We start from the raw sequence: 22,773 nt of genomic DNA, 5'->3' as shown, positions 1-22,773 counted from the left end.
GTGTCCTCCGAAATATTTTAAATTACTAATCTATTGATTGATTAATTGAAAAATGGAACTGACTCTTGTTAGCACCGTCCATACCCGGTATTTTATCAAATCCATAACCCCAGTCAAGCCCTAATACTCCGAACATCGGGAGGAAAATTCTGACTCCCACTCCGGCCGAACGTTTTACATCAAACGGTCCAAAATCTTTGAAGCGTTCCCACGAGTTCCCTGCTTCAGCAAAACCAAGCAGGTAAACCGTTGCCATAGGGTTCAATGAAATCGGATATCTCAGTTCCAGCGTATATTTGTTGTAGATTGTCCCGCCAACGTAACCTTCATTGTTGCGCGGTGTAACTGAATTATTGCTGTAACCGCGGAGTCCAATGAGTTCTCGTCCGTCGAGGGCAAATCCCGAGAGACCGTCTCCTCCTAAATAAAATCGTTCAAAGGGCGCAATACCAAGGCTTCTGTTATATAAGCCTAAAAAGCCAAATTTGGTTCGGGCATTCAATACCAAATTTCCTGCCAGTTTTGTAAACCAGGAGGTGTTGAACTTCCATTTGTGATATTCTATCCATTCATATTTTTTAGAATCGGATAATGTGTTATAGTCTTTTGATGAGAAAAGAGAGTACGGAGGTGTGGCCGATACAGAAACCATTACTTCAGAGCCGGAGCGCGGATAGATAGGCGCATCAATAGAGTTTCTCGAGAGCGTCAGCGTATAATTCAGGTTATTGGATGTGCCGTTGCTAAAATTAAATGTTGAATAATAATTCTGCAACTTGTAATTCCGATAATTGATTTCATGGTAAAGCGTGAAATAATCATCGGGCCATGTAAGTCTTTTACCCAAACCTACCGATGCGCCCCAGATATTGATGCTTTGCCTGCTGGCATCACTTGCTTTCAATCCGTTCGACTGAACTGAATAATAAACTGATATGCTGAACGCGTTCGGTTTTTTACCACCTAACCAGGGCTCGGTAAAGGATGCGTTGTATGCCTGATAATACGCGCCGTTTGATTGTGCTCTCACACTGAGCTTTTGTCCGTCGCCCGACGGCAACGGCTGCCATGCCGCCTTCTTGAAAAAATTACGCGTTGAAAAGTTATTGAATGAAACACCCAGAGTACCAATGATTCGTCCCATTCCCCAGCCTCCTGATAATTCAAGCTGATCCGATGAGGTTTCCTGAACCGCATATTCTATGTCAACAGTTCCGTCAATTGGATTGGGCTGAATATCGGGTTGTATTTTTTCTGCATCAAAATATTTCAATTGTGCCAGTTCCCGGGTTGTACGAATAATGTCGGCACGGCTGAATAATTGACCGGGCTTGGACCGTATTTCCCTGATGATGACATGGTCATTTGTTTTCGTATTTCCTCTTACGGAGACCTTGTTGATATAGGCCTGTTTTCCTTCAATGATGCGCACTTCGATGTCAATCGAATCGCCTGTTATAGCAACTTCAACCGGTGTTGCCTGAAAAAAGAGATAGCCGTCGTCCATGTAAAGTGAACTGACATCAACGCCGGCTGGATTATAATTTAAATTGGCCTCAAGGACCTTCAGGTTGTAGATATCGCCTTTGCTGATTTTCAGTATGGAATTCAGCTCGGAGGCCGTATACTTGGTGTTGCCTATCCAGTCAACTTTTCTGAAATAGTATCGTTTTCCTTCCTGAAGGTTTAAGTTTATATCAATGAAACGGTCATCTTTTTTTATGATAGTATCAGAAATAATTTTCGCATCCCTGAAGCCGAGTTCATTGTATTTTTCAATCAGACTCGCTTTGTCTTTTGTATATTCTTCTTCCGAAAACTTCGCGCCTTTGAGCAGGCGAAGCACGACTTTGTCTTCAAAGTGTTTGGCTGCTGCACGTAAAAAATCGGTGCTGTCATACTTATAGTAGTCGCGAAGTGATGTATAAAGAAATTTCGGGAGCCCTTCAAGCGGCTCAAAAACACTGCTTTCTTTGGTCTTTTTCAGTTTGTGTTTTATCTTCACTGAACTTAAAAAATCATTACCCGTGATGTTTATTTTTCTGATTTTTACACGTGAATGTTTGTTCACGTCAATCATAAGTTTCGAGCCGTAACGATTTCCGGTAGAGTCAATTTTCTCTATTAATTTTACGTCACAATTTAAAAATCCTTTATCGACAAAGTAATTTTGAACAATGGTTTTTGAACGCAATAAAACATTGTCATTAACAACATCGCCTTTGGCAAGGTTAAGTTTTTCTCTCAGGTTGTCAACATCACCTTTTTTTATATTGCTTGAAAACAGCGGTGCTTCCTGCAATCTCGGATGTTCTTTAAGATTAAATTCAAGAGATATTTCGGTCTCGGTAATTTCAGTCGCATATACTTTTATATCGTCAAAAAGTCCCTGTTTCCAAAGGTTTGAGATGGCTTTCGATATTTTTTCTCCGGGGACCTGAATGGTTTCACCTTCATACAATCCGGTAAGCAGCAAACAGATATTCATGTCTGTATGACGCGCACCGGTGAAAATGATTTTCTTGATTTTATAGTCTCGGGGTGTGGAATAATCGATTCCTTCAACGTTCACCTGTGCTTTTAAAGCCGGGCAAAGCAGTATTAGGAATAAGAATAGACTTCGTTTGATAATCATCTTGCTGATGGGTTATGAAAGTTGTTCACTGATGAGACCGAACCTGCGTTCGCGTTTCTGATAACTGGCAATTGCCTTATGCAGGTCTTTTTTTCTGAAATCGGGCCAGAGCGTTGATGTAAAATAAAGCTCGGCGTAAGCGATCTGCCACAGCAAAAAGTTACTGATACGGTATTCTCCACTTGTTCTTATAAGTAATTCAGGGTCGGGGATGTTTTTGGTGGTAAGCATAGATGAAATAAGCCCGGCATCAATTTTTTCCGGTTCAATTTGCTTCTTCTCCACCATTGTTGCAATCTGTTTCATGGCATTGGTAATTTCCCATTTACTGCTGTAGCTCAGCGCAAGCACCAGACACAGCCCTGTATTGGATGACGTATTATCTATGGCCTCCATAAGCTCAGCATAACAGTCTTTATGCAGTGAACTTATATCACCAATGGCAAGCAAACGAATATTATTGGTGTTTAGTGTCTTTGTCTCAAGGTTTATGGTTTTCACCAGTAATCCCATAAGAGCATCAACTTCTTCTTTTGGGCGATTCCAGTTTTCCGTTGAGAAGGCATATAGCGTCAGGTACTTGATTCCCAGTTCGGCAGCGGCTTCAACGGTTTCCCTAACGGCCTTCACACCCCCTTCATGACCAAAAATCCGGTGTTGCCCCCGTTTTTTAGCCCAGCGACCATTACCATCCATTATTATTGCAACGTGCTGTGGTAAATTCCCCGGATCAATAAGTTCTTTCATTCAAATATTCCTGATGATAAACAGAATAAATTAGTCACTGCTATATTTGTTCTTGATCTTGGGATGTTCTTTGTACGCCGCACAATGTGCATTTTTACCCTTAATCTTGTATGTAACAAATATTCCTGCAAAGGAATACCAGTCTTTCGTGTGTGAGTTGCCCCGCTGTAATCCGGTATTATTTACTACCTGACCGGGTTCCTTAACTGTTCTGTCAGACAATGCTGCGGCTATGGGTCCGCTTTCAGCCTCAATAATTACCGGGTCGGGATATACCGTACTTACATCGTCAAGGTAATCAGTAAAGGTTTTCCTCATGCCCCATTCTAAACCAATACAGAATTTTTTGAGAAGACTGTATTTAATCCCAACGCCGAACGGGATACCTATCTGTGTGAGCGAATATGGCTTATTGCCATTAGAAACAGTGGTTCCCTGTCCTTCAGTACCCATGGGTTGAAGAGAGTACCATTTGCCTTCATAGTTTGCCTTAGGGCTAAAATTAAAAACAGAAGCACCGGTAAAAATATAGGGCGAAATAAAAAAGCGGTCGTGACCGGTGATATAGGGCAGAAAATTCAATTCTATTTGTGCCGAAATATCTACAATATGCGATTTGAAACTCAAATTACGTGTGGGGTTGGCTCCTGATCTAGAATCGCTTCCCTGCAGGGTGCCGTAAATTCCGTTAAATTTAAACGACCACCGCGGTGTGAGGTTGTAGCGATAGATGGCGCCAAACGCGGGCTCTGACAAAAAAAACTGTTTAGAAGGGTTCAGATCACCGAGATAATAGGATAATCCGCCAAAAACACCGGCTTCGGAGCGAGTGAACTGCCCTTTTGCTGAGAGAACGATAAGCAACCCTGCAACAAAAGAAATTATTCTGTTCATTTTTTGTTTTCTAGAACGTAAGCTTCGGAATGAATCCTTTGTTCAGCGTATAATACACTGTAATCAGACCTAACACATACGTATCGTTTTGTGTGGGGTCGCCTCGCTGCTGGCTTGGTTGGGTACTGCCCCACATCGGGTCACCAACAACATTCGATGGCGACGGGTTCGCAATATCAGCAGCATAAACACCCCTGTTGAGTCTTAACGCTTCTGCATCAAAATATGTTGTGCTTACATCATCTAAATAATCTGTAAAAGTCCAACGCATTCCGTATTCAACGCCGATTGCCCAATTCTTGTCTATATCAAAGCGCACTCCTAATCCATAGGGAAGTACTACCTGATATAATGAATATTTTGTTCGTGTAGGGACAAGACCTTGTCCTTCTGTGCCAAGCGGTTGCAAATCCCACCATCTGTCTTTATACTTTGTTTCGGGATTAAAATAAATCCCGCCAACACCGGCAAAAATATACGGTGAAAAACTAAAACTCTTTGAACCCTTCAGCCCCGGTCTTTTGTATTTATGACCTTTTGCACCAAAGTTCAGATAGTACTCAACCATACATGATAATTCATAAATCGGGGTTCTGAAGTTTAAATTTCTGTTCTGCCTGAACAGCTCTTTGGTATATTTATCGTTGCCACCAATCCATGCGTAGTTAAACATCCCTCTGAGTGCAAAATTGTTTGAAAGTAAATATCTGTATCCAATATGGAAATCAGGTCTTGTTGACGGCATGTCCATATCCCTAAGACTTACAGTACCGCTTCCGATGCGGTTTGATCCACCTAATTCGCCAAGAAAATTGGAGGCACCCATACCAAACATAATTTGATTGCGGTCTTTTTTCCAACTTTTATTTCCGTAATGTTTTTTATACTGGGCATTTGCCATACCCGTAATAAGTAACATGGAGATTAGTAATACTATAGCTTTTTTCATAATTATTGATTTGCTCAGAATCTACAAAAATATAAAAAAAATCTAAAAATACTTCCTTTTTGTTAATTTCTTTTGTCCTGACCCCACATCAGCTTATCTCTCAGTGTCGTAAAAAAGTTTTTCCCATCAATCTGCACCAAATTAATGTTAAAAACTTCCTTCCTGATTATCAGCTTTGTATCTGTTGAGGCCGTTGCCATTCTCGAATCGAGTGATACGGAATATTGCTGGTTTCTGGCATCCACAGTTATTTCAATAACCGCATTATCAGGCAGAACGAGCGGACGAACCGTCAGGTTATGTATGGAAATAGGAGTGATGATTATATTTTTAGAATCGGGCGTAATAATAGGACCACCACAACTTAATGAGTAAGCTGTTGATCCGGTGGGCGTTGCAACTATCAGGCCATCAGCCCAGTAATTATTCAGAAACGCTCCGTTGGCGCTTACGCTGATACTGATCATTGAGTCCGGGTTCACCTTCGACACTGTAAGTTCATTCAACGCAAAATCGATATCATGAAACAGGGGTTCATCAGAAACCAGCTTGAGCAAACTCCGGCTTTCCAGAGAATATTTATTTTTTAACAGACAATCAATGGCCCATTCTGTTTCATCGCGGCCAATACTTGATAAAAATCCCAGACGACCGGTGTTGAACCCCAGTACAGGTATACCCGAATCGCGCACCAGCGAAAGGGTATGAAGAAGCGTGCCGTCACCTCCAATGCTGAATAGGAAATCAACATTGTTTCTTATTTCAGCCGCATCAGAAAACGTTGCCGGAGACTCAAGGTCTATTGCATCCGATTTGTAGAAATCATAAAATGGCTTGTAAATGGTGTATTCAATTCCTGAGGCAGAAAGGACACCGAGCAGACGCTTTAAAAAAACCTTTTGTTCGTCAGGAAAGGTCTTGCCAAATATTGCAATTCTCATTAAACAGAGTTTTAAACGTTCAGGTAGCTCATCAGAGAGTCGAAACGGTCTTTAAGTCCGTTCATGTAATTACTCTCATTAAAAGACGCAAGTACAATGTAATTATACCTGTAAAAGGTCTGAAGCACAGGATAAATATCCATTTTATTGAGCTTCAGCGTAACTTCTATCTTAGTTGAATCGGCGTGAGTGGTAACAAAGCTGTTTAATATTTTAGCATCGTTTCCTTCAACAATGGTCGAAATCTCTGTCATTGAAAAATCAATTTCATTCAATTCAAGAACAATGATGCCACCGGGATTCTGGATGCCTGAACTCAGTGCGAATTTTTGAATAAGTAACGGAAGTATAATTACTCCGAGGTAACCATCGGCTTTATCTACAACAGGTAATAATGTCAGCTTTTGTTCTGAAAAAATATTAATAACATCATACATGTGCCCGTACTGGTCAATGCTTGACTGATTCAGCGACAGGGTGTGATTGCCTATTACATCATTCAGATGATTGTGGCTGTATAAATCTTCTTCGGAAATGAGCCCTAAAAGATCCACGTTGTTTACAATCGGCAAATGAGAAACCTTATATTCCTCCATCATCTTCAGCCCTGTAGCGCCGGTATCCGAAGTCTTCAGCGGGACAATCCCTTCATATATCAGGTCTTTTGCAAGCATCGCTTATTATTCCTCCGGTTTAGAAACTATTAATCCTGTGGATTAGTATTGCAAACATAATATTTTTTTAGCTTTGCGCAACTTTCTACACCCTCTCAAAAATTATGCAAATGGTACATCTGAGCGTAAATATTAATAAAATTGCTCTTATCAGGAATGCCCGCGGGGCCAACCTTCCCGACATTAACAGGATTGCAATTGATTGCGAACGTTATGGTGCACAGGGTATAACAGTACATCCACGACCTGATCAGCGGCACATTCGCTTTGACGACCTGGATAGCCTGAAAAAGATACTGACAACAGAATTCAATATTGAAGGGTATCCCTCGCGTCAGTTCATTGACCTTGTTTGTGCCGTGAAACCGGCTCAGGTAACGCTGGTCCCGGATCCACCGGATGCTCTGACTTCCAGCGCCGGCTGGGATACGGTGAAACATCAGCGTTTTTTATGCGATGTAATTTCCGAATTTCAAAAAAACGATATTCGCACATCCATATTTATTGATCCTGACAGCGCGATGATTGAGCAGGCTGCCGCAACAGGCACCAACAGGGTGGAGCTCTATACCGAAAGTTATGCCCGACAGTATCAAAAGAATAGGGAAGAGGCAATCAGTCCCTATATAATTGCTGCCAAAACCGCCGTAAATTCAGGACTCGGATTAAATGCCGGTCATGATTTGAATCTCGACAATCTTGCATTTTTTAATAAAAACATTCCCGGATTACTCGAAGTTTCAATTGGTCACGCTCTGGTGTGCGACGCCCTTTACTTTGGATTGCAAAACACGATTGGAATGTATCTTCAGCAACTAAGATAAAAACTGAAATAACATTGGAATTATTTTGCCGAATCAGCGGGAACGGACCGCCACTCATTATTCTTCATGGCCTGCTTGGGATGTCTGATAACTGGCATTCATTGGCAACGGATTTATCTCAGCATTATACGGTCTATATTCCCGATCTTAGAAATCACGGACAATCGCCGCACAGTGCACAGTTTGATTATGAGTATATGCTGAACGATCTGGTTGATATCATCGATAAAAATGAAATCACGAAACCGTTTATAATCGGTCATTCAATGGGCGGCAAGCTGGCAATGCTTTTTGCATTAAGGTTTCCCGGAATTACGGAGAGGCTTGTTGTTGTTGATATCCATCCGGGAAAATACCGCGCCGATGTTTCAATGCTGCACATGATTGAAACGATGCGTTCAATGAATCTTTCCGATTTTAATTCATTTGCTGACGCAGAACAATTCCTTTTATCGCATGTTTCAAATCCGGTTCTGGTTCAGTTGATACTTAAGAATATCCGTCGTGACGAAAATAAAAAACTAATCTGGAAACCGGACATTCATTCAATTTATAAAAACCTCAGCGCGATTACTGAAGCTGTTGGAAACGAATTAAGCAGCGATGTTCCTGCTTTATTTATCCGTGGAAGTAAGTCGGCCTATATCACTACTTCAGACCACACCACCCTGTTAATGAAATTTCCTGCCGCAGTTATTCAAACGATTGAAGATGCAGGTCACTGGGTACATGCCGATAAACCTGCCGAATTTCTTGCTGCAGTAAAATACTTTCTTAAAAAATAAGGTCTATTTCTTTTTCCCGGGAATATCTTTCCAGCGCATTGTTTTAACCATATGATCCATATCCTGTTTTACAAAATCGAGAACAGGACCCAGAGAATCGTTGTTGGGAACGATGTTAAAGTATAACGCAGCCCGCAAGTAGTGTGCCGTGCTGTCGGTAAGGCAGAACTGATAAGGAGAAGCCACACCATTGCCTTTAATGTCATAAATAATGCCATACATTCTGGTGCTGTCAACACTTACAGGTATTGGTTCAATATCATCGGCTTTTGGAATATGCTTGTTTACAAAGTTACGGGCATCTTCAAAATACTCGTAAAGATTATTTTTAACCGGCTTATAACTTAAATATATGGTGGCATGAAATTTAGGGAATTCAATATTTATCCAGAATGGTTCTGCCTTTTTTTCGCGGTCTATTATAATATTTGAGTAAACGGGGTATTCGAATGAATAAGGAAATGTTGTGTCAAATTTCTGATATTTTTTTTCAGGGAGTGCTATGCGGTAGAACCCACGCGGCTTGGGAGTGTAAGTATTTTCGCCACAGGAAACGAATAAAAATGAGACAACAAATAGCGTAAGAAGTATTCCGGGTGTTTTATTCTTCATCCTGATTATCAAGATTAGGTTCAAAAGTAACTTTAACCTGCTTTATGCGACGGCTGTCAACAGACTCTATCACAAAAGTAATATTTTTATAATGTAAGGTCTCATTTCTTGCAGGTATGCGTCCCGTAATTTCAAGGATAAGACCCGCCAATGATTCGGAGTCGTGTTTTACATCATCAAAAAGTTCGTCGTCCCAGTCGGTAATCTTGAAAAAATCGTTCAGCGAAGTTTTAGCTTCAAAAATGAACGTATTCTCATCAATGCGTGTGTAAGGAAAGAGTTCGCTGTCATCATCATATTCGTCTTTGATGTCACCCACAATTTCCTCGATGATGTCTTCCATGGTTACAATACCTGATGTGCCGCCATATTCATCCACCACAATTGCCAGATGAATTTTTTTCTTCTGAAATTCGGTCAGCAGATCGTTTATTTTTTTATTCTCCGGAATGAACATCGCAGGGCGAATCAGCTTCTGCCATTCAAAATCTGAGCCTTTGTCAAGATGCCCGAGTAAATCTTTTACATAAAGAATCCCGAGTACTGAGTCAAATGTTTCGGCAAATACAGGGATGCGTGAAAAGCCCGATTCAACAACAAGTTCAAGAAGTTTGTCAAACGACGTTTCATGATCAACGGCAGTAACATCAACCCGCGAACGCATCACTTCGGACACTTCTGTATCTCCAATTTTAACGATACCTTTAAGTATTTCTTTTTCCTGCCCCTGTGGGTCTTCGGCAGATGTTATATCAATGGCATCCGACAATTCGTCAATTGAGATATTGTGCCCTTTGCGGCGAATGCGCCTTTCGATAATATTAGTTGACCCCACCATAAGTGCACTCAACGGACGTAAAACAGCCACCAGAAATTCAAGCGGTCCCGACATAAGCATGCTGAATTTAACGGGCTTCTGCGATGCATAAATCTTTGGCATAATCTCACCAAACAATAAAATTACCGATGTTACTACAACCACCTGTATAATGAAAACAAGTACGGCACTATCATGCGCAAAATTAGCCTGTGTGGTGATATACGTTGAGGTAATTACAATGGCCACGTTAATAAAGCTGTTGCTTATCAGAATGGCTGATAAAAGGTGCTTTGGGCGCTCTAACAATCGTTTAATCCGCTCATGTGTTTTTGTTTTTCTGCCCTGTATATCCTTTAACTGTGCCGGGTTGAGCGAAAAAAAAGCCATTTCAGCCCCCGCTATCAATGCCGTTAATATTAATAAAATACCAATAGCTCCCGAAGCGAACCATATTCCGGCACTCGAATTTATAGCAAGAAGCATCATTAATGGCAACATTTTTCTAAAATAATGGCTGTAAACTTAATGGAAATCCTTAGACACTGCAGTGCAAAAATAAAAAAAGCATAAAGAAGTTTTATGCTTTTTCCAATAATGATTATTGATTTTTTATTAAAACGGAAGGTCGTCCGTAGGCCCGGAGGGCTGAAGCGGATTATCCATTGGTGATGAGGAATTAATCGCAGGCTCCTGAGCTTGATACTCCTGCCCGTCTTTCTTTCCGCCTAACATTGACATGTTATCGGCTTGAATTTCGGTAGTGTATTTTTTCACACCGTCTTTTTCCCATGAACGGGTCTTTAATTTTCCCTCAATATAAACAAGCTGTCCTTTTTTGAGGTACTTTTCGGCAACTTCAGCAAGTCCGCGCCACAGAACGATGCTGTGCCATTCGGTCTGGTCAATTCGTTGTCCGTCTTTGCCTTTAAATGACTCTGTTGTAGCCAGAGAAAAGGTGGCCACTTTAGTGCCTGCTTCCAAAGTACGAACTTCGGGATCTTTGCCCAAATGTCCGACTAAAATTACTTTGTTTACTCCTGCCATGATTTTTTTTGTTTTTAATTAGTACTTAATTATTATTATGGTATCGCAAAAGTAAGCAATGAAAATTTAATAACCTAGAAAAAAATTAATAGGCACGTGCAAATACAACCCTTTGTTCAGATGGATTTCCCGTGTATATACACTTTCCTTTTTCTATAGATTTTCCAAGTGGAATACAGCGTATTGTTGCCTTTGTTTCGTCCTTAATTTTCTGTTCTGTTTCTTCTGTTCCGTCCCAGTGAGCATAAACAAATCCTGCCTTGTGTTCAATAATTTCCTTGAACTCTTCCCATGTGTCGGCATGGTGTGAGTTATCTTCGCGAAACGACAGTGCCTTTTGGTAAAGGTTCTGCTGAATTTGCTCAAGCAGATGAACTACTTTGAGTTCAATATCCTGCATCTGGTAGCTTGTCTTTTCAAGCGTATCGCGGCGTGCAACCTCAACCGTTCCGTTTTCTATGTCGCGCGGACCAATAGCAATGCGCAGTGGCACGCCTTTAAATTCATACTCCGAGAATTTCCAGCCCGGCGACATCGTGGTTCTGTCATCGAATTTTACCGAAATACCTTTTGCTTCAAGAGCTGCTTTTATGGGAAGTGCTTTTTCTGCAATTACGGCAAGCTGGTCTTCGTTTTTAAAGATAGGGATGATAACAACCTGAGTAGGTGCCATGCGAGGTGGCAACACAAGTCCGTTATCGTCGGAATGTGCCATAATGAGGGCTCCCATAAGCCTTGTTGAAACACCCCATGAGGTAGCCCAAACATATTCCAGTTTATTTTCTTTGGTGAGGTATTTTACATCAAACGCTTTCGCGAAATTCTGACCCAGAAAATGTGATGTGCCTGCCTGCAATGATTTTCCATCCTGCATCAGTGCCTCAATACAATAAGTCTCCAGTGCTCCGGCAAATCGTTCGTTGGGCGATTTGGTGCCTTTTAATACCGGAATGGCAAGCCAGTTCTCGGCAAAGTCTGCATAAACATTCAGCATTGTTTCCGCCTCCTTCAGGGCTTCCGCCTCAGTAGCGTGTGCCGTATGACCTTCCTGCCAAAGAAACTCTGTAGTGCGCAAAAAGAGTCGTGTGCGCATTTCCCAGCGAACCACATTTGCCCATTGATTGGCTAATATCGGCAAGTCCCGGTATGATTTTATCCAGGTGCGGTAGGTATCCCAGATGATGGTTTCTGATGTGGGCCGCACAATCAGTTCTTCCTCCAGCTTGGCATCCTCGTCAACAACCACTTTGCCATCGGGTGTGGCTTTGAGCCTGTAATGGGTTACAACAGCACATTCTTTGGCAAAACCTTTTACATGGCTTGCCTCTTTGCTGAAAAACGATTTTGGTATGAAAATAGGAAAGTAAAGATTGTAATGACCTGTGTCCTTGAACTTTTTGTCGAGTGCGGCCTGTATCTTTTCCCAGATGGCATAGCCATAAGGTTTAATTACCATACAGCCGCGTACAGCAGAATTCTCTGCCAAATCGGCCTTGACAACCAGTTCGTTGTACCATTGGGAATAATTATCTTCCCTTTTTGTAAAATCTTTTGCCATTTTTAAATCGTGGTATAATATTTGTAATTTTCGCGGAGAATTGCAGTACAAAGCTAATAAAATCAGAAACAACGGAAAGCCCCCGCATAAATAATAGGAGATTAAACCAATGAAAACAACACTCGGAATTCTTGCAGCAGCCCTCGTACTGTCGCTTGCATCATGCAAATCGACGTATCAGGCTTCTTCATCGTACGACGATGTTTATTATTCCAAAAAAGATGCCCCTGTGGCAACCCCACAAACGGCAAACAATACAACGCAGGATTACAATCAGGCGACACCGCAAACTTCAGGAGACCAACCTCAGGAAAACGTGGCAACTCCCGATAACAGGTCGTATGATAATGGGACTAATAATAGTAACAACGGTAATTATGACCCCAATTATCAGCAAAATCCTGATAATTCAAACACCGAAACATACCAGGATGGCAACGGAACAACCGTTACCAATAATTATTATTACGATGATTATTATGATTATGAGTATGCTTCGCGCCTGCGCAGGTTTCACAGCGGAACTTACGGCTGGAGTTATTATGATGACTATTATACCAATTATTACTGGTATAACTACGAACCCTCATTCTGGGGCGTAAGTATTTACTACGGTTACAACTGGTGCTGGCCAAGTTATTATTACAGGCCTTACTGGTGGGGCGGTTATGGATATGATTATTACAATCCATGGACGAATTACTATTCTCCGTATTACGGTTGGGGCGGCGGTTTTTATGGCGGCTACCACAATGGTTATAACGACGGATACTGGACAGGATACAATGACGGCTACAACGACGGATACTGGGGTAACTACTATTACAACAGTTACGACGATAACTCAGGTATTTATTATGGTCCCAGGACAGGCATCAGCGGAAACAATACCGGTGGAAACACAAATAACCTTTCTTTTGGCGACAAATATCAATTGGCTAAAGGCAGTAACCAGTCGGGTGGAGTTATCAAAGGCGACAATGCAAACAAAGGAAACGGAATTATTCCCGCGAATGGTTCAGATGCAAATAAACCGGCAATGGATGCCGGCAAAGGTGTTGGTACAACCGATAAATACAATAAACCACAGAACAGCCAGAACGATGCTGCTCCTAGCAATAACAAGCAAAACAACGTGAATCCTGATAAACAGCAAAACTATCAGAAGCCGACGAATCAGCAGAACAACGCCAGTCCTGATAAACAGCAGAACTATCAGAAGCCGACAAATCAGCAGAACAACGCCAGTCCTGATAAACAGCAGAACTATCAGAAGCCGACAAATCAGCAGAACAACGCCAGTCCTGATAAACAGCAAAACTATCAGAAACCGACGAATCAGCAGAACACCCAAAGACCGACCAATCAGAATTATTCAAAACCCGATCAGAATAAAACGAATAATTCTAATGTGAAGCCTTACAGTAATCCTAACTATAATAATCAGTCAAAACCACAACAGCAGTATTCGAAGCCTCGCACCTATAGCGCTCCGAATAACAACCAGAACAACAGCAACTACTCGGCTCCGAAAAATAATTCAAGCAACAATAACTATTCGGCACCGAAGAACAACAGTAATTATTCTGCCCCACAAAGGAACAGTAATTATTCCGCTCCTTCCAGAAGCAGCAATTACACAGCACCCAGTAACAATAACTCCAGCCCGTCGAAATCAAGCGGAAGTGGAAGTTATACACCTTCCCGCTCAAGCGGAAGCAGCAGTGGTTCGGGTTCAAGTGGCTCCGGTGGTTCGAGGTCTGGCTCAAGTTCGGGTTCAGGTGGTGGCAAAGGCAGCCCAAGAAGGTAATAACAAGGGTTATAGATTATTTGATAAAAACAAAGAGATATGAAACGGTCAATTTTTGTGTTACTGATATCACTCGCATTTGCAGGTTATACAAATGCTCAGAATGAAGTGGATGCTCTGCGATATTCACAGTTTTATCTAAATGGAACAGCACGCTCTGCGGCCATGGGCGGCGCATTTGGCTCCCTTGGCGCCGATTTTACGTCCCTCAGTATTAATCCCGCAGGAATAGGTTTATATAAAGCTTCCGAGTTCACCATTACACCATCGGTGTTTACAGGGAAAGCCAATTCAACATACATGGGTGTTGCTTCCGAAGATCTGAAATACAATTTCAATCTTGGCAATCTTGGTTTGGTGCTGGCATTCACACCCAAAGGCTCATCGGGGTGGAAAGGTGTGCAGTTCGGTATGGGCGTTAACAGGCTGAACAATTTCAACAACCGTATTGTAATGGAAGGCTACAATGCAAAAAATTCGTTGCTCGACGACTATTACAATAAAGCTGTTGGCAATGCCCCTGCAGACCTCGATGCGTTTGATACCAAACTTGCATTCGACCTGTACCTGCTCGATACCCTGGGCGGTCTAACGGATTATATCAGTGCCGTTCCTCATGGTCAGACGCAGCAGTCAAAGTATATTGACCGCAACGGCTCTATCAATGAAATGGTGCTTTGCCTTGGTGGCAACTATAATGATAAACTGTATATTGGAGGTTCTTTGGGGTTTCCGTTCGTTCGCTATTTTGAGAATTCAACGTATACCGAAAAGGATATACACGACAGTATTCCCAAATTCAAACAGTTCAGTGTAAAAGACGATCTTGAAACTACCGGTTCTGGTTTTAATTTCAAATTTGGTCTTATTTACAGGATAACCGACTGGGTGCGTTTTGGCGCATCAGTGCATACCCCGACATTTTATACCATGCACGATACGTATTCGCGCACCATGGACGCCGAATTTGATACAGGCAAAAAAGAACCTTCTGATTCACCCAAAGGCAAGTTTGATTATGAGCTTACAACTCCGCTCAGAGCCAATGCGAGTCTGTCGTTCATCATTTCAAAGTTCGCTCTTATCAGTGCCGATTATGAATTTGTTGATTATTCTTCCGCAAGGCTGAGATCAGGAACTTATAAATTCTATGATGAAAATAAAGCGATTGACGTTAAGTACACTGCTCAGTCGAATATACGTGCCGGACTCGAGTTTCGCCTTGCGCCCGTAAGCCTGAGAGTTGGAGGTGCTTACAGCACCAGCCCTTACAGGTCAAGCCTGAATGACGGTTCACGCATTTCATACAGCGGAGGTATCGGTTTCAGAGAAAAAGGCTATTTCATTGACCTTGCATATGTGTATTCAAAATCGGGAGAGGATTATTATTTGTATCCTTCCGTACCCGAAGCGTCGAAGGTAAATTATTCCAACCACAACATCATGCTTACGCTGGGTGTAAAGTTCGGTGGCAAAAATTAATATCCGTGTTATGCCTAACGTAAAAAGCGGTTCGGAAAATATTCCGAACCGCTTTTTATTTGTTATTGGAATCTATCTGAGCCTCTCATGGGACTTGAACCCACGACCTACGCATTACGAGTGCGTTGCTCTACCAACTGAGCTAAAGAGGCATTGATTTTAAAAGAACATTGAGTGCCGCAAAGGTATTATTTTTATGCTTTTCAAGAACCTTTGCAGCTAAAAAACGGTATAAAGGCTTTATGTCAAGAAAAAACCCTCTGATGAGGAGGGTTTAGTGGTCGGGATGAGAAGACTCGAACTTCCGACCCCCACGTCCCGAACGTGGTGCGCTAGCCAACTGCGCTACATCCCGGTAATTTGTAATTGAGCGGGCAAAATTAGTAATATTATCAGTAATAAAAAAGGATTATAATACAAAAGCGGAATTAAAACACATCAGGTCAACGATATTTAAACAAACAATGATTTCAAGAGTTGCAGCTTTAGTTTGCGGAGTCTCTGTTATGCTTTTCCTTTCGGGGATGCCGCATTCTGCCAATTATTCAATTTCAGGCGATGCAGCTAAAAATCTCGAATACCGCATCGAGCGTTATCGCGTAAAAGAGGACGTTATCCGCCGCCGGCTTACAATTCTGAACGGGACCTTTTTGGGCAATTCAAAACGTAATTATTACGGAAACGAGGCTCCTTCCAAACTAAAAATTCTTTATAAAATTTATCTGGGTGAGGGTGAAACGGTTGTTTCAAAAGCTGAAGGACGTGTAAAATGGTCGGGTGCCGGCTGGACCGGTCAGCCCCTGGTTTTTATTGAAGATTCCGTCAAGTATCTGGTAGTTGGAACATTCGATCATAATCTTAAAAAAATTAATCTTAAAACGCATGAAATCGTTTGGCAATATCCGTATGAAGATGTTATAAAAGGAACAGGGTCTATATGGTATGACCGGAACGCAAAAATAGCGGAGAATCGTTCTATTATTATGCAAGGAAGCCGAATGGGCGTCGGCAACAGCCTATCAGATAATGAAATAGCCAGTTACAGAGCCGTATCTCTTAAAACCGGAAAAGAGGTCTGGAAAATGAACGTTAAAAGAACAGACAGTTATAGCCGTGACGTTGATGGAACGGCGCTGATTCTGAATGATACAGCATACATAGGTCTTGAGAATGGTCTCTTTTCAGTTTTTAATCCATCGTCGGTAAGCAGCGAAATTTCAGGCGACCTTTTACAACCGCTTATTTATAAAGAGATTCCGTTATACGCAAAAAAGGATATTGCCTTTCACCGCGGGAATCTTGTTACAGAATCCTCACCCTGCCTTCTTAACAGGCATATATACATCACAGCCGGGTCGGGTCATGTTTACGGTTACAATCTTGACACCCGGGCTATAGACTGGGATTTTTATACAGGATCTGATATCGACGGTTCGCCGGTAGTCACATCCGACAACTGTCTGCTCGTTGCGATTGAAAAGCAATACATCAAGGGAAATGGCGGTGTGTTGAAACTTGACCCATCCAAACCGCCTTCAAAAGCGGTCGTATGGTTTTTTCCTGTCAAAGACAGGTCTTTTGCAAAATGGGAGGGAGGTATTATTGGTTCGGTTTCTGTTAATGATAACTACAACGACGGTTCATTCCCCGGAATTGCGGCATTTACTGCCATCGACGGGAATTTGTATGTGGTAAATTATGAATCAGCTGCCGATGCAAGAACGGTGACAGGATTTGATGGCGAACAGCAGTACCGTGCGCCTCAGTTATTATTCAAATACAATACAGGTCCGGCGATATCTACACCTATCATTGTAGGCAATAAACTTATAGCAGCCACTTACAACGGCATATATCTTTTCAGTTTCGACAAATACATGAAATTCACATTGCTCGATAAAGCGCTGATTAACTGTGAAGCCACTCCGGTTGCCATTGATGGCCGCATTTACATTGCCTCACGCGATGGTTTTCTTTATTGCCTCGGAGAATAATTCTACTTATTCAGATTCATTTTAATTTTAGATGATAAGATATCAATAGCCACTGAATTGGCACCTCCAAGCGGTATGATAATATCAGCATGTCTTTTGGTTGGCTCAATAAAAAGTTGGTGCATGGGTTTTACCCATTTCTCATAATGTTCGAGCGCTTCCTGAAAAGTGCGTCCGCGCTCCTGAATGTCGCGGCGTATAATGCGCATCAGGCGGTCGTCTGGGTCGGCATCCACAAAAACCTTAATGTCGCAACGCTCACGCATCCTCGCATTGGTAAGGATAAGGATGCCTTCAACAATAATTACTTTATGAGGGATAATGGTTATGGTTTCTTCGGCGCGGCCGCATGTAAGGTAAGAATACACCGGCATTTCAACACTCTGTCCGCTTTTCAGTGTGTCCAGATGCTGCACCAGCAGGTTAAATTCAATCGAAGACGGGTGGTCGAAGTTGATTTTTTCGCGTTCTTCTAAGCTAAGATGTCCGTTGTCGCGGTAATACGCATCCTGAGGTATCACAGCCACCGAATTCGTGGGTAGCTGATCTACAATCTTTTTAACTACGGTTGACTTACCGGAGCCCGAACCTCCTGCAATACCTATTATCAGCATATGCGTATTTTTTATGTATTCAGAAATTTTCTGATGGCACAAATATATGTATTCGTTACGAAAAAGAAAGCCCCGAAAAAAAGTTCCGGGGCTGCTTCGCTTTGCGCGATTGGTTATTTAAGGCAAATTATTAAAAAGCTACATTCCAAAAGAAATTTCGTCAACAAACATGATGCTTCCGATTTGTCCGGAGCACCCCTGCAGGTTCTGGAAGTTGATGCCCGCACTCGAAACCAGTAAAATTACAGCCGTGTCGGGAGTAGCGGAACTGTGATAAGTGAGCGGGTAATCAAATAATGTATAAGAAGAAACGGTATTGGTAATGATATTTTTAGTGATAGCGATGGTGTCGCGTTTATGCAGACTTGTATTGTATTTGGTGAGTAGTACTTCAATCAGTGCGCTGTCGCCGCTTACAGGAAAATATTTATAATATCCTTTGAAAGAAACAGGACGGCCGGTATATGGTTTTCCCAGATCGATGGTCTGCGCAGGAATATCCAGTTCGGACGTAGCAACCAGTCCGGGAAGAAAAATATTGGTTCCCTGCTGAGGTGAAAACACTTTTGAAATAAGCTTTGCCGCCATAGCACCGCTGTACGAATCAGTTGTTTTTTCGGTAGTAACCGGACCCGGTCCGCCTATTTCGGGGGGAAGAGACGCCAGCAGGTTCAGTGTTTTAAGAAAATCGCCGGCAGGCTCATAATAAGGATACACGCCTGTAGTGATATCTTTCCATTCATCAAAACAGCCTCCGGTGATATTTACAGTACATGTCACTACCGGATCAGGCACAACAGCAGGTGGGTCCGTCTTTTTTTTGCAGCTTGACTGTATTGAAAATACGGCTATCATCACGGCAAAGAATACTATTGCCCGTCGTTTATTCATCATAGTTAATTAATTTATGTTTTGAAAATGACCTGAATCATAGTTGTACGAGGCGGTTCAACACTGATAGGCCTCAATGAATATTCTTTATTAAACAGATTATTTACAATGAAGGCAAAGCGGAAATGTTTTCTGAAATCATAGCTGAGACGGTAATCGAATATCAGCATTCCATTATTATTCTGAGCTCTGTAATTTTTGATACCAGTATTGAAAAATCCCTGATAATCGAAATTGTAAAAGAACTTGTCAATGTTACGCATATAGCTGTAATAGCGGCCTGAAACGCCCATTGCCAGATTTTTCCATGTTACCTGCACATCAAGTTTTCCCAGATGCTGTATGCGGTATTTCAGCGTGTAGTTTGTAGTGTCCGATGAAGTTGAAAGGTAGGTGAATTTCTGGTTCTTGTCGTTCACATAATATACTTTTTCGGGTTCAAGACAAACAGGGTCAGAAAAGGTATATCCGGCAAGGAATCCAACCGTAAGATTTTTCGATAAATTGCCTTCGCCGGTAAGTGTGCAGTCCAGCCCGCGAACACGTGCATTCGCAGTGTTCAGGAATTTAAATCCAAGATTTTTACTGAAATCTGTCGATGTTCCCCAAAGACCTGCATTAAATTCGATAAAGTTTTTGTATTCCTGCCAGAATCCGCAAATATCAACAAAACCAACCATCTTGGCTATCTTGAACAATTGTTTGATGCCAACTTCGCTGTTCCAGCTTGTTTCTGATTTCAGGTCAGGATTTGGATAGAAGCCGAAGCTTCCTGCGAAGGTGGTGATGTACCGTTCGCCAATACTCGGAAAGCGGTAGCCTTGTCCAAATGATGCCCGTACGTAAGTGATTTTGGTTGCCTTCATATTAATTCCGGCTCTGAAAATAGGCTTGCTTTCAACAAAGTCGGCAATTTTATAATATTCCCAGCGTGCACCGGTCGATAGTGTGAGCCGCTCCCAGAATTTCTTTTCAAGCTGTGCATAAACGGCGAAGTTATCGGCTGTTTTGGTGGCGCTTTGGCCAAATTCCCCTGAAAATACTTTACCGTGAGAGGTCGTGTACATGTTCATTACACCTGCATTTACAATAAGATTCGCCAGTTTTTTAAATTTCTTGGAGAACTGATATTCATTGTATATGGTTCCGGAGCTAGAGGATTGATTGTTGGTGGCATCGCTGATATTATGGAACCAGCGGTTTTTCAGAGTATGTGATGCGCCTTTTTTCCCGAAGTATTTTACATACGGGTCAACATAGTACATAATCTCCCTGAAATTGGTGAGTGCGCCGGGGTAGGAACGGTAAATATTCGTATCTGCATCCATCCAGAAAAATGATTGTGCGTTTTCCGAATACATAAAGTTTCCATTGATGCCGTAGGTCAGATTTTCAACCCTGTTTGAACGCACCCGTGTGCCGAAATTAATGCGTGCATGTTTGTCGTAAGTTCCTTTGGTGCCACCGGTACTGTCAGTCGGGCTTACTCCAATATAGCCCGGATCGGAGAGTACGTTGCCACCAATAACGTAATCAAAATTATCTATTCTTTTTGAATGAATGAAGCTGGCGCCCATGATAACAGGGTTAAAACCGTCCCATACTTTTGCATATTCGCGTGAAGGATTATTGTAAATGCCACTGTGAACGGTAACCTTGGTTTCCGGTTTATCTTTAGGATATGCTGTACGGATATTGATTGCGCCGTTAAGTGCAGACGAGCCAAATACCACCGATGATGCACCTTTCACAACTTCTATCTGCTCTACATCTTCGATTGGGAGGAATGCCCATACAGGTCTTCCGGCATCACCACGAAGCATCGGAATTTCGTCAATCAGTATCAGAACACGACTCCCGAGTCCAGAGCTAAAACCACTGCCTCCGCGTATCTGGGGCTCATTGTCAACGATTGCAACACCGGGAACCTGCTCAAGCGCCTTATCAAGGCTTGTAATATTTTTATTCTCAATCAGGTTTGGCTTAAGAATCTCAATAGAGTTTGTCGCATCTTCAATTTTTTGTTCATATTTTGAGGCAGAAACAACAATCATATTCAATTCCTGTGACGTAACCTTCAGACTGATATCAAGTGTAATATTGCCGGAAGTTGTTGCATTGAGTTTTTCAGTAACTTTTTCATAACCGACGCATGAAAAAATAAGAAAATGTTCTCCGGTGGAGAGCTCCAGTTGGTACTGCCCGTTGATATCACTGGTTGTACCTTTTAACTGATTTTTCACGCCAATATTTACAAAAGGAATGGGTTTTTTGGTGTCCTGGTCGGTAATTTTGCCGCGGATAATTGTATTCTGTGCCCGGGCAACAAATTGCCCTGAAAATACAACAGTCAGCGTAAGAATGATGGTGTGAAGGGTAATTCTTAAGTGTTTCATTTTATGATAATTGGTTATGCAATAACCGTACAAAACAGGGCAAAGGTACTAATAATTTTATTTTGCGACTGTTAATACTCTAAATCACAAAAAGACAGAAGTTTCCCCCTGTCTTTCTGGAATGCAATCAAGATTCTAATTCAAAGATATCTTCTGCGAAAAATGCTTGCCTTTATCGGTGCGAACATCAACAATATAAATCCCCTTTTCAAATGTGTTGAGGCTGATAGCTTCGGCAGATTGTCCGATATTTTTCAGTGTTCTGTAAACAAGCTGACCGGCAGTATTATACATTGAAATGGTTGTCATTTCAGGCATTTCAAGCGACAGGTTCACAATAAGGTTGTTGGTTGCCGCATCGGCATACACATTGAATTCTTTGGTGTAGTTTATTCCCATGATGCTTGTGTTCCCATAAACCAGCTCGAGGTCGTCGATATACATCAGTGAGTTTGCAGCAATATCTGCCTGAACATACAGTTTTGAAGAACTGATTACAATATTCATACTGTCGGGGCTTGCTGTGGAACTGTAATTCAGTTTCATTGCAAACTGAGTGTATGATGCTGCTGCCGGAAGTAAAATTGTATCTCTCTGTATAATGGTTGCATGGGCTCCTTGCCATATTTCCATAAAAACTGTTGGCAGGTCACTACCCTGAGGTGTAGCTTTATACCAGCCTTTCAGCGTATCCGGTTTTCCGGAAAACGGTATGCCGCCAATAGCGCCGCCTGCCTGTGGTGAGATGGTAAACCAGAAGGTGCCCAATGTAGTAAAGCCCGGATTGGTGGGCATTCCAAAACCGACATTTTTCGATTTCAATTTCATGCAGTAACTGCCACCATGCTGATTCAGGCTATCCTGAACTGCAGTATATATTTTAACCGGAAAGCCCATATAGGAGGTGTCAATATTAGAGCAATCCCAGCCCAGGGCAGTTGCAGTATCGGCCCATATTTCAAAATCAGGGTTTGGGATGGTTGTCTGGCTTTTTGCAGAAAGGCTTGCCAGACAGAGGATGCAAAATAATGCAATAAAAGTTTTTTTCATTTTTAATCACTATTGTCCGATAAAAATACAGAATATTATTTTGCAAACCGCAA

At 42.0% G+C, this 22,773-nt stretch carries 19 protein-coding genes and 2 tRNA genes; 5 read left to right on the top strand and 16 right to left on the bottom strand.

Going from position 1 to position 22,773, the window contains the following annotated elements; all coding sequences use genetic code 11:
- Positions 1 to 25 precede the first annotated feature (25 nt).
- The 6 genes from WCM76_13960 to WCM76_13935 form a co-directional block, all read right to left on the bottom strand.
- The gene (locus WCM76_13960; protein ID MEI6766732.1) at positions 26 to 2,635 is read right to left on the bottom strand and encodes a POTRA domain-containing protein; all 2,610 of its coding nucleotides are present in this window, start codon (positions 2,633 to 2,635) and stop codon (positions 26 to 28) included.
- A gap of 12 nt (positions 2,636 to 2,647) precedes the next feature.
- Positions 2,648 to 3,382 (bottom strand): isoprenyl transferase, encoded by a 735-nt coding sequence (locus WCM76_13955; GenBank protein MEI6766731.1) that lies wholly within the window; start codon positions 3,380 to 3,382, stop codon positions 2,648 to 2,650.
- A 30-nt stretch (positions 3,383 to 3,412) separates the two neighbouring features.
- Complete coding sequence (locus WCM76_13950) at positions 3,413 to 4,276, bottom strand: DUF6089 family protein (protein MEI6766730.1); 864 nt, start codon at positions 4,274 to 4,276, stop codon at positions 3,413 to 3,415.
- A 10-nt stretch (positions 4,277 to 4,286) separates the two neighbouring features.
- A complete protein-coding gene (locus tag WCM76_13945; protein MEI6766729.1) occupies positions 4,287 to 5,225 on the bottom strand; it encodes a DUF6089 family protein in 939 nt (312 codons plus the stop codon).
- 62 nt (positions 5,226 to 5,287) lie between these two features.
- On the bottom strand, positions 5,288 to 6,166 hold the full coding sequence (locus tag WCM76_13940) for an NAD kinase (protein ID MEI6766728.1): 879 nt from the start codon (positions 6,164 to 6,166) through the stop codon (positions 5,288 to 5,290).
- Positions 6,167 to 6,177: 11 nt separating this feature from the next.
- Positions 6,178 to 6,840: a CBS domain-containing protein gene (locus WCM76_13935; GenBank protein ID MEI6766727.1), complete on the bottom strand. Its 663-nt coding sequence runs from the start codon at positions 6,838 to 6,840 to the stop codon at positions 6,178 to 6,180.
- A 110-nt stretch (positions 6,841 to 6,950) separates the two neighbouring features.
- Here WCM76_13935 and WCM76_13930 point away from each other — a divergent pair, with 110 nt between their 5' ends.
- A complete protein-coding gene (locus tag WCM76_13930) occupies positions 6,951 to 7,664 on the top strand; it encodes a pyridoxine 5'-phosphate synthase (GenBank protein MEI6766726.1) in 714 nt (237 codons plus the stop codon).
- Positions 7,665 to 7,678: 14 nt separating this feature from the next.
- A complete protein-coding gene (locus WCM76_13925) occupies positions 7,679 to 8,449 on the top strand; it encodes an alpha/beta fold hydrolase (protein MEI6766725.1) in 771 nt (256 codons plus the stop codon).
- Positions 8,450 to 8,452: 3 nt separating this feature from the next.
- Here the strand turns inward: WCM76_13925 and gldD are convergent, their stop codons facing one another.
- The 4 genes from gldD to proS all read right to left on the bottom strand — a co-directional run bounded on the left by gldD (position 8,453) and on the right by proS (position 12,483).
- Entirely contained in the window at positions 8,453 to 9,061 is a 609-nt protein-coding gene (gene gldD / locus WCM76_13920) for a gliding motility lipoprotein GldD (protein MEI6766724.1), read from the bottom strand.
- The gene (gene gldE, locus WCM76_13915) at positions 9,051 to 10,367 is read right to left on the bottom strand and encodes a gliding motility-associated protein GldE (GenBank protein ID MEI6766723.1); all 1,317 of its coding nucleotides are present in this window, start codon (positions 10,365 to 10,367) and stop codon (positions 9,051 to 9,053) included. Before gldE ends, gldD begins: the two co-directional genes overlap by 11 nt.
- A gap of 126 nt (positions 10,368 to 10,493) precedes the next feature.
- Complete coding sequence (locus tag WCM76_13910; GenBank protein ID MEI6766722.1) at positions 10,494 to 10,925, bottom strand: single-stranded DNA-binding protein; 432 nt, start codon at positions 10,923 to 10,925, stop codon at positions 10,494 to 10,496.
- 85 nt (positions 10,926 to 11,010) lie between these two features.
- A complete protein-coding gene (gene proS / locus WCM76_13905; protein ID MEI6766721.1) occupies positions 11,011 to 12,483 on the bottom strand; it encodes a proline--tRNA ligase in 1,473 nt (490 codons plus the stop codon).
- 109 nt (positions 12,484 to 12,592) lie between these two features.
- On the opposite strand from proS, the gene WCM76_13900 reads away from it, so the two are divergent.
- Together WCM76_13900 and WCM76_13895 are read left to right on the top strand one after the other, a co-directional pair.
- Positions 12,593 to 14,293: a hypothetical protein gene (locus WCM76_13900; protein ID MEI6766720.1), complete on the top strand. Its 1,701-nt coding sequence runs from the start codon at positions 12,593 to 12,595 to the stop codon at positions 14,291 to 14,293.
- A 39-nt stretch (positions 14,294 to 14,332) separates the two neighbouring features.
- Entirely contained in the window at positions 14,333 to 15,775 is a 1,443-nt protein-coding gene (locus tag WCM76_13895; GenBank protein MEI6766719.1) for a hypothetical protein, read from the top strand.
- 79 nt (positions 15,776 to 15,854) lie between these two features.
- On the opposite strand, the gene WCM76_13890 is transcribed toward WCM76_13895, so the two are convergent.
- Positions 15,855 to 15,927 (bottom strand) — tRNA-Thr (locus WCM76_13890).
- Between the two features lie 126 nt (positions 15,928 to 16,053).
- Positions 16,054 to 16,130, bottom strand: a tRNA-Pro gene (locus WCM76_13885).
- A gap of 109 nt (positions 16,131 to 16,239) precedes the next feature.
- Between WCM76_13885 and WCM76_13880 the strand changes: the two genes are divergently transcribed.
- On the top strand, positions 16,240 to 17,769 hold the full coding sequence (locus WCM76_13880; GenBank protein MEI6766718.1) for a PQQ-binding-like beta-propeller repeat protein: 1,530 nt from the start codon (positions 16,240 to 16,242) through the stop codon (positions 17,767 to 17,769).
- 2 nt (positions 17,770 to 17,771) lie between these two features.
- Here the strand turns inward: WCM76_13880 and udk are convergent, their stop codons facing one another.
- From udk to WCM76_13860, 4 genes are all read right to left on the bottom strand, one after another.
- Positions 17,772 to 18,383: a uridine kinase gene (udk, locus tag WCM76_13875; GenBank protein MEI6766717.1), complete on the bottom strand. Its 612-nt coding sequence runs from the start codon at positions 18,381 to 18,383 to the stop codon at positions 17,772 to 17,774.
- 138 nt (positions 18,384 to 18,521) lie between these two features.
- Positions 18,522 to 19,277, bottom strand: coding sequence for a PCMD domain-containing protein (locus WCM76_13870; protein MEI6766716.1), 756 nt, complete (start codon positions 19,275 to 19,277; stop codon positions 18,522 to 18,524).
- 11 nt (positions 19,278 to 19,288) lie between these two features.
- A complete protein-coding gene (locus WCM76_13865) occupies positions 19,289 to 21,670 on the bottom strand; it encodes a TonB-dependent receptor (protein ID MEI6766715.1) in 2,382 nt (793 codons plus the stop codon).
- A gap of 135 nt (positions 21,671 to 21,805) precedes the next feature.
- The gene (locus WCM76_13860; GenBank protein MEI6766714.1) at positions 21,806 to 22,720 is read right to left on the bottom strand and encodes a T9SS type A sorting domain-containing protein; all 915 of its coding nucleotides are present in this window, start codon (positions 22,718 to 22,720) and stop codon (positions 21,806 to 21,808) included.
- Positions 22,721 to 22,773 lie beyond the last annotated feature (53 nt).

This window comes from Bacteroidota bacterium (assembly GCA_037133915.1).
GTDB lineage: Bacteria > Bacteroidota > Bacteroidia > Bacteroidales > CAIWKO01 > JBAXND01.
The sequence above is the reverse complement of the archived record's forward strand: the minus strand, read 5'-3'. Positions and strand labels throughout refer to the sequence as shown.

Coding starts and splice junctions, on each gene's coding strand:
- WCM76_13935 (MEI6766727.1), bottom strand. CDS start 6,840: ATGCTTGCAAAAGACCTGATATATGAAGGGATTGTCCCGCTGAAGACT.
- WCM76_13895 (MEI6766719.1), top strand. CDS start 14,333: ATGAAACGGTCAATTTTTGTGTTACTGATATCACTCGCATTTGCAGGT.
- WCM76_13880 (MEI6766718.1), top strand. CDS start 16,240: ATGATTTCAAGAGTTGCAGCTTTAGTTTGCGGAGTCTCTGTTATGCTT.
- WCM76_13865 (MEI6766715.1), bottom strand. CDS start 21,670: ATGAAACACTTAAGAATTACCCTTCACACCATCATTCTTACGCTGACT.
- WCM76_13950 (MEI6766730.1), bottom strand. CDS start 4,276: ATGAACAGAATAATTTCTTTTGTTGCAGGGTTGCTTATCGTTCTCTCA.
- WCM76_13940 (MEI6766728.1), bottom strand. CDS start 6,166: ATGAGAATTGCAATATTTGGCAAGACCTTTCCTGACGAACAAAAGGTT.
- WCM76_13945 (MEI6766729.1), bottom strand. CDS start 5,225: ATGAAAAAAGCTATAGTATTACTAATCTCCATGTTACTTATTACGGGT.
- WCM76_13910 (MEI6766722.1), bottom strand. CDS start 10,925: ATGGCAGGAGTAAACAAAGTAATTTTAGTCGGACATTTGGGCAAAGAT.
- udk (MEI6766717.1), bottom strand. CDS start 18,383: ATGCTGATAATAGGTATTGCAGGAGGTTCGGGCTCCGGTAAGTCAACC.
- proS (MEI6766721.1), bottom strand. CDS start 12,483: ATGGCAAAAGATTTTACAAAAAGGGAAGATAATTATTCCCAATGGTAC.
- WCM76_13930 (MEI6766726.1), top strand. CDS start 6,951: ATGGTACATCTGAGCGTAAATATTAATAAAATTGCTCTTATCAGGAAT.
- WCM76_13870 (MEI6766716.1), bottom strand. CDS start 19,277: ATGATGAATAAACGACGGGCAATAGTATTCTTTGCCGTGATGATAGCC.
- WCM76_13960 (MEI6766732.1), bottom strand. CDS start 2,635: ATGATTATCAAACGAAGTCTATTCTTATTCCTAATACTGCTTTGCCCG.
- WCM76_13900 (MEI6766720.1), top strand. CDS start 12,593: ATGAAAACAACACTCGGAATTCTTGCAGCAGCCCTCGTACTGTCGCTT.
- gldD (MEI6766724.1), bottom strand. CDS start 9,061: ATGAAGAATAAAACACCCGGAATACTTCTTACGCTATTTGTTGTCTCA.
- WCM76_13860 (MEI6766714.1), bottom strand. CDS start 22,720: ATGAAAAAAACTTTTATTGCATTATTTTGCATCCTCTGTCTGGCAAGC.
- gldE (MEI6766723.1), bottom strand. CDS start 10,367: ATGATGCTTCTTGCTATAAATTCGAGTGCCGGAATATGGTTCGCTTCG.
- WCM76_13955 (MEI6766731.1), bottom strand. CDS start 3,382: ATGAAAGAACTTATTGATCCGGGGAATTTACCACAGCACGTTGCAATA.